Origin of the sequence: Glutamicibacter sp. M10, assembly GCF_025452055.1 — a bacterium.
GTDB lineage: Bacteria > Actinomycetota > Actinomycetes > Actinomycetales > Micrococcaceae > Glutamicibacter.
The window spans coordinates 957160-972068 of sequence record NZ_CP104918.1; the positions used below are offsets into that span (position 1 = coordinate 957160).

At 55.7% G+C, this 14909-nt stretch carries 15 protein-coding genes, 2 pseudogenes and 2 riboswitches; of the genes and pseudogenes, 8 read left to right on the top strand and 9 right to left on the bottom strand.

Annotated features, from left to right (window positions below):
- The first annotated feature begins 16 nt into the window (after nucleotides 1-16).
- The 3 genes and pseudogenes from N6V40_RS04695 to rraA all read left to right on the top strand — a co-directional run bounded on the left by N6V40_RS04695 (nucleotide 17) and on the right by rraA (nucleotide 2436).
- Nucleotides 17-310, top strand: a complete 294-nt coding sequence (locus N6V40_RS04695; protein WP_242632502.1) for a hypothetical protein — start codon at nucleotides 17-19, stop codon at nucleotides 308-310.
- A gap of 94 nt (nucleotides 311-404) precedes the next feature.
- Nucleotides 405-1879 (top strand): annotated as a pseudogene (locus tag N6V40_RS04700) (amino acid permease).
- A gap of 80 nt (nucleotides 1880-1959) precedes the next feature.
- Complete coding sequence (rraA, locus tag N6V40_RS04705) at nucleotides 1960-2436, top strand: ribonuclease E activity regulator RraA (RefSeq protein WP_131089340.1); 477 nt, start codon at nucleotides 1960-1962, stop codon at nucleotides 2434-2436.
- A 39-nt stretch (nucleotides 2437-2475) separates the two neighbouring features.
- Here the strand turns inward: rraA and N6V40_RS04710 are convergent, their stop codons facing one another.
- A complete protein-coding gene (locus N6V40_RS04710) occupies nucleotides 2476-2787 on the bottom strand; it encodes a WCX domain-containing protein (protein ID WP_131089339.1) in 312 nt (103 codons plus the stop codon).
- Nucleotides 2788-2943: 156 nt separating this feature from the next.
- Entirely contained in the window at nucleotides 2944-3279 is a 336-nt protein-coding gene (locus N6V40_RS04715) for a putative antibiotic biosynthesis monooxygenase (protein WP_262199193.1), read from the bottom strand.
- Nucleotides 3280-3362: 83 nt separating this feature from the next.
- Between N6V40_RS04715 and N6V40_RS04720 the strand changes: the two genes are divergently transcribed.
- Nucleotides 3363-3998, top strand: a complete 636-nt coding sequence (locus N6V40_RS04720) for a TetR/AcrR family transcriptional regulator (protein WP_165477305.1) — start codon at nucleotides 3363-3365, stop codon at nucleotides 3996-3998.
- 13 nt (nucleotides 3999-4011) lie between these two features.
- Here the strand turns inward: N6V40_RS04720 and N6V40_RS04725 are convergent, their stop codons facing one another.
- Both N6V40_RS04725 and N6V40_RS04730 read right to left on the bottom strand, forming a co-directional pair.
- Nucleotides 4012-4989 carry a zinc-binding alcohol dehydrogenase family protein gene (locus N6V40_RS04725; RefSeq protein ID WP_262199194.1) on the bottom strand — a complete coding sequence of 326 codons (978 nt, stop codon included), beginning with the start codon at nucleotides 4987-4989 and terminating at the stop codon, nucleotides 4012-4014.
- A gap of 5 nt (nucleotides 4990-4994) precedes the next feature.
- Nucleotides 4995-5522 carry a PadR family transcriptional regulator gene (locus tag N6V40_RS04730; RefSeq protein ID WP_131089337.1) on the bottom strand — a complete coding sequence of 176 codons (528 nt, stop codon included), beginning with the start codon at nucleotides 5520-5522 and terminating at the stop codon, nucleotides 4995-4997.
- 163 nt (nucleotides 5523-5685) lie between these two features.
- On the opposite strand from N6V40_RS04730, the gene N6V40_RS04735 reads away from it, so the two are divergent.
- Entirely contained in the window at nucleotides 5686-6708 is a 1023-nt protein-coding gene (locus N6V40_RS04735) for an Rv2578c family radical SAM protein (RefSeq protein WP_131089336.1), read from the top strand.
- Here the strand turns inward: N6V40_RS04735 and N6V40_RS04740 are convergent, their stop codons facing one another.
- Nucleotides 6709-7257, bottom strand: coding sequence for a CGNR zinc finger domain-containing protein (locus N6V40_RS04740; RefSeq protein WP_131089335.1), 549 nt, complete (start codon nucleotides 7255-7257; stop codon nucleotides 6709-6711).
- 472 nt (nucleotides 7258-7729) lie between these two features.
- On the opposite strand from N6V40_RS04740, the gene N6V40_RS04745 reads away from it, so the two are divergent.
- Both N6V40_RS04745 and N6V40_RS04750 read left to right on the top strand, forming a co-directional pair.
- The gene (locus N6V40_RS04745; RefSeq protein WP_262199196.1) at nucleotides 7730-8179 is read left to right on the top strand and encodes a MarR family winged helix-turn-helix transcriptional regulator; all 450 of its coding nucleotides are present in this window, start codon (nucleotides 7730-7732) and stop codon (nucleotides 8177-8179) included.
- On the top strand, nucleotides 8179-9210 hold the full coding sequence (locus tag N6V40_RS04750) for an FUSC family protein (protein WP_262199197.1): 1032 nt from the start codon (nucleotides 8179-8181) through the stop codon (nucleotides 9208-9210). Before N6V40_RS04745 ends, N6V40_RS04750 begins: the two co-directional genes overlap by 1 nt.
- Here N6V40_RS04750 and N6V40_RS04755 read toward each other — a convergent pair.
- The 3 genes and pseudogenes from N6V40_RS04755 to N6V40_RS04765 all read right to left on the bottom strand — a co-directional run bounded on the left by N6V40_RS04755 (nucleotide 9181) and on the right by N6V40_RS04765 (nucleotide 12111).
- Nucleotides 9181-9585: a 4a-hydroxytetrahydrobiopterin dehydratase gene (locus tag N6V40_RS04755; RefSeq protein ID WP_262199198.1), complete on the bottom strand. Its 405-nt coding sequence runs from the start codon at nucleotides 9583-9585 to the stop codon at nucleotides 9181-9183. The two genes, N6V40_RS04750 and N6V40_RS04755, sit on opposite strands and share 30 nt — an antisense overlap.
- A gap of 172 nt (nucleotides 9586-9757) precedes the next feature.
- A pseudogene (gene cycA, locus N6V40_RS04760) lies at nucleotides 9758-11262 on the bottom strand (D-serine/D-alanine/glycine transporter).
- Between the two features lie 175 nt (nucleotides 11263-11437).
- Nucleotides 11438-11546, bottom strand: a riboswitch (glycine riboswitch).
- Nucleotides 11547-11645: riboswitch (glycine riboswitch) on the bottom strand. It lies immediately after the preceding riboswitch.
- 253 nt (nucleotides 11646-11898) lie between these two features.
- The gene (locus tag N6V40_RS04765; protein ID WP_131089330.1) at nucleotides 11899-12111 is read right to left on the bottom strand and encodes a hypothetical protein; all 213 of its coding nucleotides are present in this window, start codon (nucleotides 12109-12111) and stop codon (nucleotides 11899-11901) included.
- Nucleotides 12112-12214: 103 nt separating this feature from the next.
- On the opposite strand from N6V40_RS04765, the gene N6V40_RS04770 reads away from it, so the two are divergent.
- Nucleotides 12215-12604 carry a hypothetical protein gene (locus N6V40_RS04770; protein ID WP_131089329.1) on the top strand — a complete coding sequence of 130 codons (390 nt, stop codon included), beginning with the start codon at nucleotides 12215-12217 and terminating at the stop codon, nucleotides 12602-12604.
- A gap of 8 nt (nucleotides 12605-12612) precedes the next feature.
- Here the strand turns inward: N6V40_RS04770 and N6V40_RS04775 are convergent, their stop codons facing one another.
- A complete protein-coding gene (locus N6V40_RS04775; RefSeq protein WP_262199199.1) occupies nucleotides 12613-14859 on the bottom strand; it encodes a heavy metal translocating P-type ATPase in 2247 nt (748 codons plus the stop codon).
- Nucleotides 14860-14909: the final 50 nt, after the last annotated feature.

The window sequence follows — 14909 nt, forward strand, 5'->3', positions numbered from 1 at the left end:
AGAAACGGAGTTCTTGGTGGGAAACGACAAGAAGAAGCAGCCGTGGAGCCAGTCAATCAAGGGTCCACTGAGCTTTTCGCTGGTCATGGCGCTCATCGCAGGAGTTGTCGGCCTGGTTAGCTCCACCGGCGGATCACAAAATCCTTTGCGCTTTGATATCGGCCTAGCATGCTTCGGCATCGCCTTTATCGCTTGCCTGCTGGTCATCTCGGTGATGACCATGGCCGGCAAGGAGAATGATCCAGATTTGGGCAAGGGAACCGGCGTGAACCGATCTTCCTCGAACCCGGACAAGAAGTTTGAAGACTGATAATAAAGCTTAACCACGCATCACGCGCTGGGACTGTCCACCATAGATAGTCTCAGCGCGTTCTCGTTTGCCGTAACACGTTCAAGGATTCCCCGTGAGTAGCACCAGCACCACCGAGCCATCAGGCAGCACCCCTCTGGGCAAGCAGTTGCGCCGACGCAAATCCATCAAGGCGATGAGCAACGACGCAGCCAACAACGCAGGGCTCGGGCAGCTTAAGCGCTCACTGGGCGTCTTGCAGCTGGTGATGATCTCCGTTGGTGCAACCCTCGGAACCGGCATCTTGGTGATCCTTGGATCTGCCGTTCCAGTGGCTGGTCCGGCGATCTGGATTGCCTTTGTGCTTGCCGGCATCACGGCGCTTCTTTCGGCAGTGTCCTATGCCGAGATGGCTGGCATGGTTCCGGTTTCCGGATCTAGCTACTCGTACTCCTATGCCACCTTGGGTGAAGGTGTGGCATGGATCTGCGGTTGGTGCTTGGTCTTGGAGTACGCAGTTTCAGCGGCCGCCGTTGCCGTGGGCGCTGGCGCGTATGTCAACCAGACCCTGCAAATCTTTGGCCTGTCCTTGCCTGATTCTTTGGCAGGCGGCCCGGGCGAAGGCGGGGTTATCAACCTCTCCGCGCTGATCGTGGTGGTTCTTGCAACCCTGTTGCTGGTACGTGGAGCGCGTGAATCTGCGCTAGCAAACACCGTGATGGTGTTGGCGAAAATCGCCATCCTGATCTTCTTTGTCATTGTTGCTTTTACCGCTTTTGATGCGGGAAACTTTGCTCCGTTGTTACCGATGGGCGCTGCCGGAGTCACCGGTGCAGCCTCCATGGTGTTCTTCTCTTACATCGGTTTTGATGCTGCCTCCACCGCGGGCGAGGAAGCAAAAACCCGCAGCGTGATCTGCCCCGGGCCATCATGATCGCCATGGTGCTGGTGACCGCGATCTATGTACTGGTAGCCGTTGCCGCTATTGGTGCCCGCCAGTGGGACTGGTTCGCTACTTCTGAAGCGGCGCTGGTTCAGATCGTTTCGGAGATCACAGGACAGAAGTGGCTGGTGCTGGCCTTTGCGTTAGCTTCGGTCATCGCGATTATCTCGGTAGTGCTCACCGCCCTGTACGGACAGACGCGTATCTTGCTCTCCATGGGGCGCGATGGGCTGGTGCCAAAGTTCTTCGCCAAGGTTTCACCCAAGACCCACACACCGGTAGTTGGTACCTGGGTTACTGGATTGGTGGTGGCAATTGCCGCCGCACTGATCCCCTTGGGTCAGCTGGCCGAAGCAACCAGCATCGGTACGCTCTTTGCCTTTGCGCTGGTTGGTGTCTCGGTGATGTACCTGCGTAAAACTCAGCCAGATACCCCACGTACTTTCCGTGTTCCGCTCTACCCAGTCACCCCCATTCTGGGCATCGCAGCCTGCCTGTTCTTGATGTTCAACTTGGCCGGAATTACCTGGGTTGTCTTTGGGATTTGGATGCTTGTGGGCATCGGGATCTACGTTGGTTACGGCCGACGCCATTCACGCCTAGGCGCACTGAACGCTAAGGCCTACCAAGCAGAACTGGATCTGTAACAACTAACTTGTACTGGCTGGTACGTGGGGCACCGATATGCTGTGTTGTGGAACACCTTCGCAGATTCTAAGGAGCCCGAATGCAGCAGGAACCGATTAGCACTGCAGACCTCTATGACCAGCATGGTGAGGCTTTACAGTCCGTTAGTGTGCAATTCCAAGACTTCGGCGGACGCCTATCGTTTAACGGTCCAGCGCGCACAGTGAAGTGCTTTGAAGACAACGGGCTGATCAAGGAGCTCTTGAGCTTCCCCGGTGAGGGTGCAGTCCTGGTCGTTGATGGTGGGGGATCCCTGCGCTTTGCACTGATGGGCGACATGATTGCCGCCAGTGCGGAGCTTAATGGCTGGGCTGGCGTCATTATCCACGGCGCGGTGCGCGACCGCGCAGCGCTGGCGGAGCTTGAGCTGGGCATCAAGGCGCTTGGTAGCAACCCACGCAAGACGGTCAAACGTTCACATGGTGCGGTAGATGAAGTGATCACCATTGGGGACGTGAAGGTGCGTCCAGGTGCGATGGTCCACGCAGACATCGACGGGATCCTTGTTGAGCATTAACCTCAGCGAGCGCTAACCTCGGTTAGTGCTCGCTCACGGCTAGCGTTCTTGGTCGCCTGCGGATTCCCACTCATTACGGAATTCCTCCGGGCTGAGATTTTCTAAGTCTTCGCGAATCTGCACGATCAGGCGTTCGGCCTCTTCCAAACTGGAAGTGGTCATGCGCAACAGTACCGAATCATCCACACGTGAGTGCACAACGACCTGTGGCTCATTGGCTTCGAATTCACCGTCGCCAAAACTTGCTGAAGCCAGTGCCACTACCCAGCGACCAGCGGCCATCAACGGATTGCTGTGACCGGCTTCCAGACGTGCCTCGTAGTCATCTGATGCGTGCGTTCCTTGTGACATGACCTGTCCTTTCAGCTACTACAACTCCGGTGTACTGGTGGTGTGTTCATCATAGGGTGCTGATCGGGTTAAAGGCGAGGAATCACCGAGTCAAAACCGGTGATCACCGTACACAAGCGCAAATTGGGCCGCAGGTGCGTCGCTGGATGTGGTTGCTTAGGCGCCTTCGGTAGGCAGGGCACTGTCTACCTCAGTGATCACAGGACGAGGCTTGCGCCAGGTGCGGTTCACCGTCTTGTGGTGCGCTTTGAGCAACGCTGGGACGGTGATGTAAACGGTCAGCGGAACGACAATCAACGTCAGCACCAGGGAGCGAAGAACTGGATGCCACGGGGGAGCAAGCCACGCCAACACCAACATTCCCGCAGACACCATCGGGAAAATGGCTAGCCATGTTAACGCCGCTCTGGTGTGTACGGAGGGGAGTTTTGGTGGAGTCAGCAAATCTGCATAAGTCTCGTCGGTCGCTAGCTCGTTGCTCGTGGGGGTCATGAATCTCCAACTATATGTGTGAAGTCAGTTTACGTGTCCGGCGGAATAATTACCAAACAACTGTTTGGAGATACGATTGGCTCATGAGCTGGGATACGGAAGCGACTCGTCAAAAATTGCTCACCGCTGCGGTTGGAGAATTTGCAGACCGTGGGTTTGCTGGCGCCCGAATTCGAGAGATTTCAAATAAATCGGGATGCAACCCAGAGCGGATTTACTTCTACTTTGGCAACAAAGAGGGACTCTTTGAGGCGGCCTTGGTGCACGAATTGTCCACGGCCCTTGACGCCGTCACGGTGGTGGGTCAGGGCATCGAAAGTATCGTGGCATTCGCTGAAAAATACTTTGACTTCTCCTCAAAGAACTCAAAAATGGCACGGCTTGCTCATTGGGAAGGTCTTGAACATGGCAGTGCAGCTGGCGCCAAAGAACGCTCGGTGCGAGCTGAATCCAAAGTTCAAGAGATTCGCAATGCTCTGGGTATCAGCAACTTAGAGGACGCGCAGAACCTGCTGTTTGTTGTAGTGTCGCTGTGCAATTCTCTGCTGGCCACACCCAACGTTCACCAAGTGATCTTGGGGAAAAAATCAGTGGCTGGCCACAAGAAAATCGTGGCAGACACGATTCGTTCGCTGGCGCAGGACCTTGTCGAGAACGAATCCGAAGGTCAAATGGGCATGGCCGACAACGCGCAGAACCAAGAGCTCTCCAATGACTGAAGAAGTCAGGTACTCAGGGTAAGAGTACGAGTTTGCCGCAAGCCTTATCTGATTCCATTAGGGCATGGGCATCCTGAACTTCGCTGAGCTCAAAAGTCCGGTCTAGTGGAACGGTGGCGGAACCAGCGGCAACCTGATCCAAGAAGCGTTGCAGTACGGTGGCTGGAAGATCCCTCGATTCACCAGAATAGGCGGAGAGTCGCACACCGCGAGGCAGGTAGTCGATGGGGTAGAAGTCCTTCACTGTCCACTGGTTAGAAAGCATGCCGGTGAAACAAACGGTCCCGTGCATCCGTGTTGCCAAGAGCGTATCGCGAAGTGTCGGGGTGCCGACAAGCTCAACGGCCGCATCAACTCCTTCCGGATAGATTTCCCGTACTTGCTCCGCAACGTTTCCATCATCAATGATGATGTGGTCCACTCCAAGCTCACGCAACCTATCGCCCTTGGTTTTGTCTCGGGTGGTTGAAATGACGGTCATGTTCATCAACTTAGCCAGCACTGCAATGGTCATGCCAATTGAGGATGTTCCGCCCCGAATGAGGATGCTTTGTCCAGGCTGGGCATCCAGACCTACACTCAACGTTCCGTAGGAAGTTTGAAGCATCTCCGGTACTGCGCCAAGAACTTCCCATGGCAACTCGGAGGTAAATGGAATCACCTGGTTGACTGGAACGCAGGTGTATTCGGCGTAACCGCCGTCAAAGGTGCGTCCCATGCCACCCATCATGGTGGCCACCTGAGTTTCGGTGGTAAACGTGCCGCTGGGATCAAGGTCCACTGTGCCAACCGTTTCAATGCCTAGGACTCGAGGCATCTGCACTGAGTCGCCGGCCAACCCAAGCCGGGTGTGAAGTTCTGACCGGTTCATTCCCGCCGCGCGAACGCGGATGCGAATCCAGCCCTCGGTTGGTTCTGGAATGGGTAGGGATTGAAGCTGTAAGTTGGACACTGGTCCGGGCTGAGATAAGACGACTGCACGCATGGTCATTTGGATCATTTTCCTTCGTTGTCATTGAGAAGCTCGCGAATCCACTTGCGTTCTTCATTGCGCAAGGCGCGGGCGCTGCGCTGAGCACCTCTCCGGTATGGATCCGTCATGTCTGCAATCTTCACGCGAACTCCCTCATTTGAGTAGAAGCTGGCTGGTGCTTCGAGAAAGTCCAAGCGTCGCTGAAGCACTGCGTTTCTTTCTTCGGCATCAGGTAAGACAGAAAGGAAAGTGAGGACGGTGAAAAAATGTGTCAGGTCGGTGATGGCTAGTCCGGAAGCGTCCCGCAGAATTGCCAGAAGGCGAACGTGCCCAGCCTCGGTGAGGCCTAAGGTTTGCCGCTGAGCGCCCGCTACTCCGGGTTCGCTTTCTTTAGTCACGTACCCAGCTTTGGCAAGTCGGGTGATGGCTGGATAAAGGGTGCCGTCACTGATCTTGCGGGCGTGCCCACCGAGCTCTTCCATTCGACGTCGAAGCTCATAGCCGTGGAGACGGCCTTCAGACAAGAATCCCAGAATCATCAACTCAATCACGTGAACATCATACCTCGATTCGTGGTATATCGGAACGAGGTATAGAATTATCTGACCGTCTTGACCGGAAAGGTGATCCGGTAGTCAGGTATCGGAAACTGTTGAGCCGAGCTTGGGATCTGATCCTGAACTTGGCGTCACCGTCCAGGAGTGAGAAGGACCAATGGCAAAACCAGCCGGAAATATTGAACCAAAACCAATGCGCTGGGATGCTCAGAAAGACGCCGTTGAACGAGACGTCATCACTGGAGCTGCCGTACTAAAACTCTCGGGAGTCACCCGCACGGTTCGTACGCCGGAGTTCGCAGGAATCGAATTTCATGAAGTCGAATCCAAATCAGCACTGACTAAAGTGCCAGAAACCTCGCGAATGCCGTTTCGCTGGACCATCAATCCTTACCGAGGATGCACGATGGGCTGCCGTTATTGTTTTGCCCGCAGCACCCACGAATACCTGGGGCTCAATAGCGGGCCAGATTTTGACCAACAAATCATCGTGAAAACAAATATTGTTCAAGCGCTGGACCAGGAACTGAGAAGAAAACGTACGTGGAAGCGTGAACTGGTTGCGCTGGGATCAAACACTGATCCGTACCAGCGTGCTGAAGGACGCTATCAACTCATGCCGGGCATCATCCAAACGCTAGCGGCACACGATACTCCGTTTTCCATCCTGACCAAGGGCAGCTTGATTCGGCGGGACATCCCTCTACTCAAGGCGGCACGGGAGCGCGTAGATATTAGTATCAGCATGTCTATTGCGATCTTTGATGAAAGCCTGCGCGAGCTGATGGAACCCGGCGCACCAAAGGCCGAAGCCCGACTAGAGACGGTCAGGTTACTGACCAACGCGGGATTCGACGTCACCGTCTTCTTGATGCCCATCATTCCGTTTCTCTCGGATTCAGCGGAACACTTAGAGCGCGCTATGGAACTGATTGCCAGCTCCGGTGCCAAGGCTGTCATGCACGGGGTGATGCATCTTCGACCGGGCGCTCTCGAATCGATTCAAGCGTGGGTGCGCACGCATCGCCCTGAACTAGGCCCGCAATTTGAGAAGCTGTATGGGCGCTCTTCTAATGCACCGGTTGAGTACCGCCGGCGCATTAGTGAGACGGTACATGTCTTGGCGCACAAGTACGGGTTACATTCACTGGATGATGCGGATCAACCACTCGGACAGTGACTACGAGTGTTTTGCTGCCTTGCGCGCACGATAGGCGCGAACATGCTCACGGTTGGCACAATTGCCGATATCGCAATAGATCTTTGAGCGGTTTCGTGACAGATCTAGCAGGGCGTTGTGGCAATCGGAAGAAGCGCAGATTCGCAGTCGATCTAAACCGCCAGCACGAATGACCTCAGCAAGTGACATGGCTGCGTCCACTGCCAACCGGTCGTAGAGCGGAGTGCTGGTGGTTGTGGCGTGCAGGTGATATCCGAGGTTTTCACTCTTGATCAACTGTGGCTGGGCGTTGGCGTTACGAAGGATCTGATTGACCCTAAATACTGCTTCTTCCTCATCTCCAGTCCAGATGCTCTTGAGCTGGGAACGCAGCTGACGAATGGAACGAAGTTCGGCCTGGTTGTGAGCGCGGGAGCCTTCAAAATTTTCAGAGTCAAGGAACTCATCCAGATCAGCCACGGTGGAGAGCATGTCGATTATTTGCACCTCGGTGTTCAGGAGGTTCACGACGGTCTTAAGTGAGGCTTCGATGTCTGGAGCAAAGGTCATAATTCGTTCCTGAATAAGGGTGGATTGACTGCCTTACAAGCCTAACCGCATCGTGATGCCCGCTTGTTTGGTTGCCCTTGTGTGGGGCGGAAAATTCTTCCCAAAAGTTGTCATTAGGCATGAATGAAACCACTGATCCGAGGTTGCCACCATTGCTGGCACGTTGTTGCCCTTGCTGAGTCTGGCAACCGTAGAGTCCAGGAATCGAGAGGTGCTTTCGCGGAGGTTTTCTTGTGAGTCAACGAAACGTTGAAATTCTGGGTGAAGCAGGAATATAGTTAATGGCGCAGACCCCCTCATATTCTTGAGATCAAGGGGGTCTAGCTGTTTAACTTTCAGATTTCTTTGCACATCAGGGTTTTTACCTTGCGCTCATCCCTCAGCGTTGCTGTTGCCGTCATGCGGATGTGACGTTCGTTCGATTATCGGCTCAAACGGAAATAGTTTCGGGATGAAATGATATTTTGAAGGGATGAACGACTTTCTGATTCCCCAGTTCCAATGGAACTCCCTGAGCTACCTGACCTCGCGGGCTGGACGTATAGGCACCCAAGAACTCACCGAGCTCATGGAATCAGAATCACTGACACGCAACCACTTCATGATCGTTTGCGCGCTCGCCGAGTTCGGGCCAATGTCGCAAAATGACTTGGCCAAGCATTCAAACCTGAACCGCGGGCACTTAGTGGCCTACTTGGACGAGCTGGCCGAACGAAAGATCTTAGAGCGCAGTGTTGACCCGGCGGACCGCCGGCGCAACATCGTCACACTGACGAACGCCGGCAAGAAGTTCACCGCACGGGCCACCGCCGCGGCGCAACGTAGCGAAGCTGACGTCTTTGGTGCGCTTGACGCCAAGCAACAAGCAACCCTGCGCTCATTGCTTCAGCAAGTAGCCACCAAAGATGGCGAGGCACGCTAATGAAACAACATGTCAAAGAAGTCCTCGCACGCAGTGTTGTTGTCGCGCCACCTAAACCCTCGGTGATCCCGGCCGCTAAGGCAGCGCTGGCACTGACCGTCCCGCTGGTGTTGGTCACCATCACCGGCCACCTGGACTGGGCAATGTATGCCGCCTTTGGTGCTTTCTGTTCGGTCTTTGGACGTTACGATTCCTACGCGCCACGTTTTTGGCAGCAGCTTTCCGTAGGTCTGGTGCAGCTGGCTGCCATGCTGCTCGGAACCTATTTCTCGTACATCCACGCGCCATTTTTCATCTGCGTCGTCGTGCTGGCGCTGATTGGTTTTGGCGCGCACTATGTTTCTCACGCAGCCCGATGGATGCCACCAGGACCTGTCTTTGCGGTCTTCGCAGGTGGCGCTTGCATCACCGTTCCCGCTACAACTAACTCGTTCATCGGTGTGCTGCTCGTTGGTGGCGGAACGATGATCTTCAGTCTGCTGTTCATGCTTGGTCTGTCGCTGCGTCGGGCGCACCTGTTCCACACGTTGGGTCGAGGGATCTCTTGGGCCCCATCGGCACGCGCCCTGCCCGAATCACTCCAGATGGGATCCGGCGTGCTACTGGCAGGCATCGTCGCTCAGCTGGTTGGTGGTGGGCACTGGTACTGGGCCTGCCTTGGTGCCATCGCAGCCGTAACTGGAATTGATACCTATGCGCGGGTGGCCAGAGGGCTACAGCGTAGTGTCGGAACCTGCGTTGGTGTACTGCTGGCCGCCGCGGTTTTTGCCTTCCAGCCGCCCATCTGGGTCATCTTGCTGGTGGCGATTATTGGTCAGATCTGCATTGAGCTGGTCATCTTGCGCAACTACGCCGTTGGCATGATCTTCATGACCGTCACCGCGCTATTGATGGTTCACATGGTCAGCCCGGAACCGGCTTCTAGCTTACTGATTGACCGGATCGCGATGACCGCACTGGGCGCCGGGGTTGGCGCAGTGCAGAGCATCGTGATCGGAGTATTAGCGAGTCGCCGAAAGGCCGCCGCGTAGTACTTCCGGTTTGCCCTTGGGTTGGGCAGTGGTTTCTTGATTCAGATTGAGCACCACGCAGCTCAGTCGGTGCGCGTCCGTGGAAATGCGGCGGGCCAGGGAAAGATCCTGCTCGGTAATTTCGGTATTCAATTCATGGGCCAAACGAAGCGTGACAACATCAGCACGCCAATCCACCTGCGGGTGAAGGTCCACCTTCTCAGCGAGCAAGCCCACGAGGGTAATGAATTCTAATGCGGTGCTGCTGGATTCAAATCGGTAGGAAACTCTGAATGAATCCTCGTCTGCTATCCAATCATCAAGAGCGGCTAAACGCTGCTTCAGATTTAATGCTGTTGGTGATTCATGAAATGGAATCTGTCGAAGGACAGTCATGGTGTATCTCCTGAAGGCGGAGGGTCATCCCATGGTGCTGGCCAGAGGCCGCCAAATTTCATCATCGCAGTAATTAGTCCCGAGGTACAGCGTCCACAGTGAATACGCAGGCTGCCCCGGACCCTAGGCCTAAGGTCCGGGGCAGCCGGCTGTCGCGCTGAGGTACCTTGGGCTACTTATGCGCCTTTTGCTCCAGAACCTTATCCGTGGCTGGAATATCGCGATGGCCAAACGCCTGAGCATCTCGGTAGGCCGCGGCTTCATAGCGTTCCTGGGCCACCTTGCCCACGTGCGCCATACGTAGCGCTTGGTGCCTCGGGTGGCGGCGGATCACGAGGTAGGCAATACCCAGTAGCAGGAACCAGATGGGTGTGACCAGTAGGGCAACAAGAGTATCTGGCTGAGTGGTCAAGGCCCACAGAATAAATCCGAAGAAGCCCAGAACTATGTACGGCATCACTCGACCACCGGGAACCTTGTAGGCCGACGCATCGTGCAGGTGAGGGCGGCGGGCGCGGAACACCAGGTAACTGAGCAGAATGATCGTCCATACAAACATGAAGCACAAAGCCGAAACGGTAGTAACCAACGTGAAGGCTCCCATCACCGAATCGCCACTGTAGAGCAGGACAACCCCGGCCAGCAGGAACATGCACGAGAACATCAGGGCGTTCTTGGGAACTTTGCGGTGCGAAAGCTTGGCAAAGCTCTTTGGAGCATCGTTTTCTAGGGCTAGGCCGCGCAGCATGCGGGAAGTGGAGTAGATGCCGGAATTGGCGCTGGAGGTCGCGGAAGTGAGCACCACAAAGTTGATGATGCCGGCCGCCCCAGCCAGCCCGGCTAGGGTGAACATCCCGACAAATGGCGAGTTTTCCGGGGAGAACAGCTTCCATGGTTGGACAGTCATCAAGATGATCAAGGCGCCGACGTAGAAGAACAGAATGCGGATCGGGATGGAGTTGATGGCCTTGGGCAGGGTCTTCTCAGGATCCTTTGTTTCGGCGGCAGTTGTACCCACTAATTCGATGCCCACAAAAGCAAATACGGCGATTTGGAACCCTGCGACAAAGCCCATGAAGCCCGTAGGGAACATTCCGCCATTGGCCCACAGATTACTCACCGATGCGGTGGCACCATTGTGTTGGAACCCGGTGATGATCATGACTAGCCCAATAATGATCAGTGCGCCGATGGCGATGATCTTGATCAGCGCGAACCAGAATTCGGTTTCGCCGAAGGCTTTCACGGTGGCCAGATTCAGCACGAGTAGTAGCGCGATGCAGCCCAGAGCGGGAATCCATAGTGGTAGCTCACCCCACCAGTAAGCAACGTAGTGGGCGATGGCCACGACGTCGGCAATGCCGGTGACCACCCAGCAGAACCAATAGGTCCAGCCGGTGAAGAACGCCGCCCAGGGCCCAGCAGGTCTCCTGCGAAGTCGGCGAAAGTCTTGTAATTGAGGTTGCTCAGCAGTAGCTCGCCCATCGCCCGCATGACGAAGAAGAGCATGAAGCCGATGATGATGTAGACAAAGATGACTGACGGGCCGGCGACGGAGATCGTTTTACCCGAACCCATGAACAGGCCGGTGCCGATGGCACCGCCAATGGCGATGAGCTGGATGTGTCGGTTTGATAGTCCGCGTTCAAGTGTGGGATCAGAACTGGTGGTACTCATGCTGGTTGCCTTCCAGGAGTGTGGCGTGACGCCTAGCAACTTGCTTTGCTCAAGATGCCAGATTCGCCGACTCCGGGAAGGCAACGTCAGCTCGCTGCGCTAAGAGCAGCTACTGCCTATGCCACTGGAGAGAGCCGTCGAATCTAATGCGCACAAAGCGTCACTGTTCGTGGTCCCTCCCCAATCTGTATATGAACCTGAGAGTTTTCACTTCAACCCGACTACTGGGCGAAGCTTGCTCCTTCGGTGAGCGCAGTTCATTCTGCGCTGCTTTCCAGAGTTGCCTTCTCGTGGCGGTACGGGGGCCTGAGAGTTTCCCGGGGAGGAAATTGCTCCTACGGCGCCCGCCCTTGGTGAGGGCGGGACTCTCCCGCCACGTATCAATGGCATTGTGGTGATTACCGTCACAGTATGCCCTGAGCGGTGAATGTGACGCAAGTCTCATGGCGCAAGGTTTCTTTGGGGGCCGTACCGAGACATTAGTGATACCAAACCGAGGCAGTATCTTTATATCCGGACTCTTGATTAAAGGTCGGGTCAGTTTCATCATTGTGGACGGGAGAGAGGACCCCACAATGAAACCCATTCTCAAGTCGCTATCCAAGGGTGGCGCAGTACTGGCAGCGAGGCTTCTGCTTACCAGCAGTGCAGTTGCCATCGCAGCACCACCTGATCATGCAGGACGTCCGGATCATGTCGGCCCACCGGGCCATGCAGGTCCGCCGAGTTGGGCGCCGGCACCGGAGCATGCCGGACCACCAACTGCCAAGCCAACTCCGACACCTGAGCCAACGGAACCAACCGAAGATCCGGGGGTACCTGGCGTACCGTTTCGCTGTACAACGTCACCTTTGACCTGCCGCAAGACTGGGAAATCGTTGAAGATTGTGAATATGGATGCCAAGACGAGTATTCGGTCTACAAGATCTTGGATTCAAAGAAGAATCTCGCATTGGATCTTGAAACGACTAGTTTCAGGGACACTGACAACCCGAACACCTATAAGCGCGAGGTGCTCGACTCGGCCCCAGCGCCTGATTTGCAGTACGCACCGACCAGTGTGGTCTCCTACTACCGGGAAGCCAGCCTCGGCGACAGGGATTTGAGTGTTGCCGTCATCATCGATGATGTATGGCAAAACTGGACCGAAGCACCGGCAATTGATTACTTCAAAACCAGTGCCGAGGAAACCCCAATCATGGCCATGAATCCTGAGTACCTGCACGCACTGGGACTTGATGAGGACGGGGATACCACCCTCGACGAGGCCAAGACTTTCGTGGCAAGTGAGCAGTACTCAACTCTGAAGAAAGTCCTGACCAGCGTCAGGGAGACTCCGTAACCGCCGGGCTATTTGCCAAAGCTGCGAAGGCGCAGTGAGTTGGCAACCACCAGAACGGAGCTGGCTGCCATAGCGGCACCAGCAATCATTGGATTGAGCAAACCCAAGGCCGCGATCGGGATACCCGCAGTGTTGTAGGCGAAAGCCCAGAACAGGTTCATCTTGATCGTGGCCAAGGTTTTGTCCGATAGATCAATGGCGGCAGCGACCTGATGAAGGTCATTGCCCATCAGAGTAATATCTGCAGCTTCAATGGCAACGTCGGTGCCGGAGCCCATGGCGATGCCGAGATCGGCTTGAGCCAACGCCGGAGCGTCGTTCACACCGTCACCCACCATGGCCACAACCTTGCCCTGCTCCTGCAGCGAAGAGATAGCCTTGGCCTTTTCGCTTGGCAGTACACCAGCAAAAACATCGTCAGACTTGATGCCAACTTGTGTTGCCACCTTGGCGGCCACCGATGGGTTATCACCGGTAAGTAAAACTACCCGCAGACCACGGGATTGCAGTTCATTGATCGCTTCTGAAGAAGTTTCTTTGACTTGATCACCAACGGAAATCACCGCTTGGAACTGGGCATCGACCGCAACCAGAATCGCAGTGGCGCCGGCTGCTTCAGCCTCTTCGAGCAAAGAGCGGGCCGAGGAATCAAGTAGCGTTCCCTGGGCTTCAAGCCAGCTGGGCCGGCCAACAACAATGGTCTTCCCAGCCACGGTTCCCGATACTCCGCCACCGGGCTCCGAGCGGAAATTACTCACCTCGGGAAGCGTGCCAACGTTGGCACCGGCGGTGGCGATAGCCTGGGCAATTGGATGTTCTGAATGGTGTTCCACTGCTGCGGTCAACAGCAAAACTTCAGTTGCGTCCACTCCAGCGGCGGTGGTTGTGCCCGTATGTGTCATCACTCCGGTGGTGACGGTGCCGGTCTTATCTAGAACAATCGTGTCCAGTTTGCGTGTGTCTTCCAAAACCTGTGGGCCACGGATCAAGATACCCAGTTGAGCTCCACGGCCGGTACCCACCAACAAACCGATGGGGGTGGCAAGACCTAAAGCACAAGGGCAAGCAATGACTAGCACAGCAACAGCTGCACTGAATGCTTGGTATGGATCAGCGGAAACCAGCCACCAAATAACAAAGGTGAGTACTGCGATGCCCAGAACAATCGGCACAAAGACGGCCGAGATGCGATCGGCAAGCCGCGCAATGGGTGCCTTGCCGGACTGTGCCTCGGAGACTAGCTTGCCCATCTGGGCCAGGGTTGTTTCTTCACCTACGCGGGTGGCTTCAATTACTAGACGGCCAGAAGTGTTCAGGGTTGCACCGGTAACTTCGGAGCCCACGCGAACCTGTTGCGGTACGGATTCGCCAGTGAGCAATGAGGTATCTACCGCGCTATCACCGTGGGTGACCGTGCCATCGGTGGCGATTTTCTCACCGGGGCGCACCACAAAGTGATCTCCTGGCTGCAATGCACTGGCCGAGATCTTCACTTCTTGGCCATCACGCAGCAGTACAGCTTCCTTCGCTCCCAGACTGAGCAAAGATTTCAGCGCGTCAGATGCCGACGTCTTGGCGCGATGCTCCAGAAAGCGTCCAAGCAACAGCAAGGTAGCCACAACGCCTGCGGTCTCAAAGTAGAGGGCATGCTCGCTCATGGGCATGCCAACGTGCGCCGTCATCTGCGGATCCAGAACAAGCTGGATTGCCGAGAAGAGATAGGCGGCCAGCACACCGAGAGACACCAAGGTATCCATGGTGGAGGACAGATGCCGGGCGTTGATTGCTGTTGCCTTATGGAAAGGCCACGCACCATAGAAGACCACTGGGGTGGCCAGGGCAAAGGCTACCCATCCCCAATGCGGGAACTGCGAGGCCGGGATCATGGAGATCACAAACAGCGGGATGGTGAACACCGCCGAAACGATCAGCCGTCGCAGCAGATGGTTGGGGACCAAATGCTCATGACCCGAATGTTCATCCCTATCATGGTGATGCTCAGGCTGTACTGGCTTTTTTACCGAGGCGCCGTAGCCGGCAGCTTCAACGGTATTGATCAGCGTTTCGTCGCTGACATCCACCGGTACCTGAACCTTTGCTGTTTCCAGCGGGAGGTTTACCAAGGCGCTGACACCGGGCAGCTTGCCCAGTTTGCGTTCCACTCGGTTCACGCAGGAAGCGCACGTCATGCCTTGAATATCAAGATCGACGGTACGCAGTTCTGCGATTGGCTTCTGGGGTGCGTGGGAGCTCATTATTTCTACCTTGCACTTTCTGGCCCGTTGTTTACGGGCTGTGCCTGGCG

Bases quoted from the DNA above. Each gene is read 5' to 3' on its own strand.
- rraA (WP_131089340.1), top strand. From the start codon at position 1,960: ATGCAGCAGGAACCGATTAGCACTGCAGACCTCTATGACCAGCATGGT.
- N6V40_RS04710 (WP_131089339.1), bottom strand. From the start codon at position 2,787: ATGTCACAAGGAACGCACGCATCAGATGACTACGAGGCACGTCTGGAA.
- N6V40_RS04715 (WP_262199193.1), bottom strand. From the start codon at position 3,279: ATGACCCCCACGAGCAACGAGCTAGCGACCGACGAGACTTATGCAGAT.
- N6V40_RS04720 (WP_165477305.1), top strand. From the start codon at position 3,363: ATGAGCTGGGATACGGAAGCGACTCGTCAAAAATTGCTCACCGCTGCG.
- N6V40_RS04725 (WP_262199194.1), bottom strand. From the start codon at position 4,989: ATGACCATGCGTGCAGTCGTCTTATCTCAGCCCGGACCAGTGTCCAAC.
- N6V40_RS04735 (WP_131089336.1), top strand. From the start codon at position 5,686: ATGGCAAAACCAGCCGGAAATATTGAACCAAAACCAATGCGCTGGGAT.
- N6V40_RS04740 (WP_131089335.1), bottom strand. From the start codon at position 7,257: ATGACCTTTGCTCCAGACATCGAAGCCTCACTTAAGACCGTCGTGAAC.
- N6V40_RS04745 (WP_262199196.1), top strand. From the start codon at position 7,730: ATGAACGACTTTCTGATTCCCCAGTTCCAATGGAACTCCCTGAGCTAC.
- N6V40_RS04750 (WP_262199197.1), top strand. From the start codon at position 8,179: ATGAAACAACATGTCAAAGAAGTCCTCGCACGCAGTGTTGTTGTCGCG.
- N6V40_RS04755 (WP_262199198.1), bottom strand. From the start codon at position 9,585: ATGACTGTCCTTCGACAGATTCCATTTCATGAATCACCAACAGCATTA.
- N6V40_RS04775 (WP_262199199.1), bottom strand. From the start codon at position 14,859: ATGAGCTCCCACGCACCCCAGAAGCCAATCGCAGAACTGCGTACCGTC.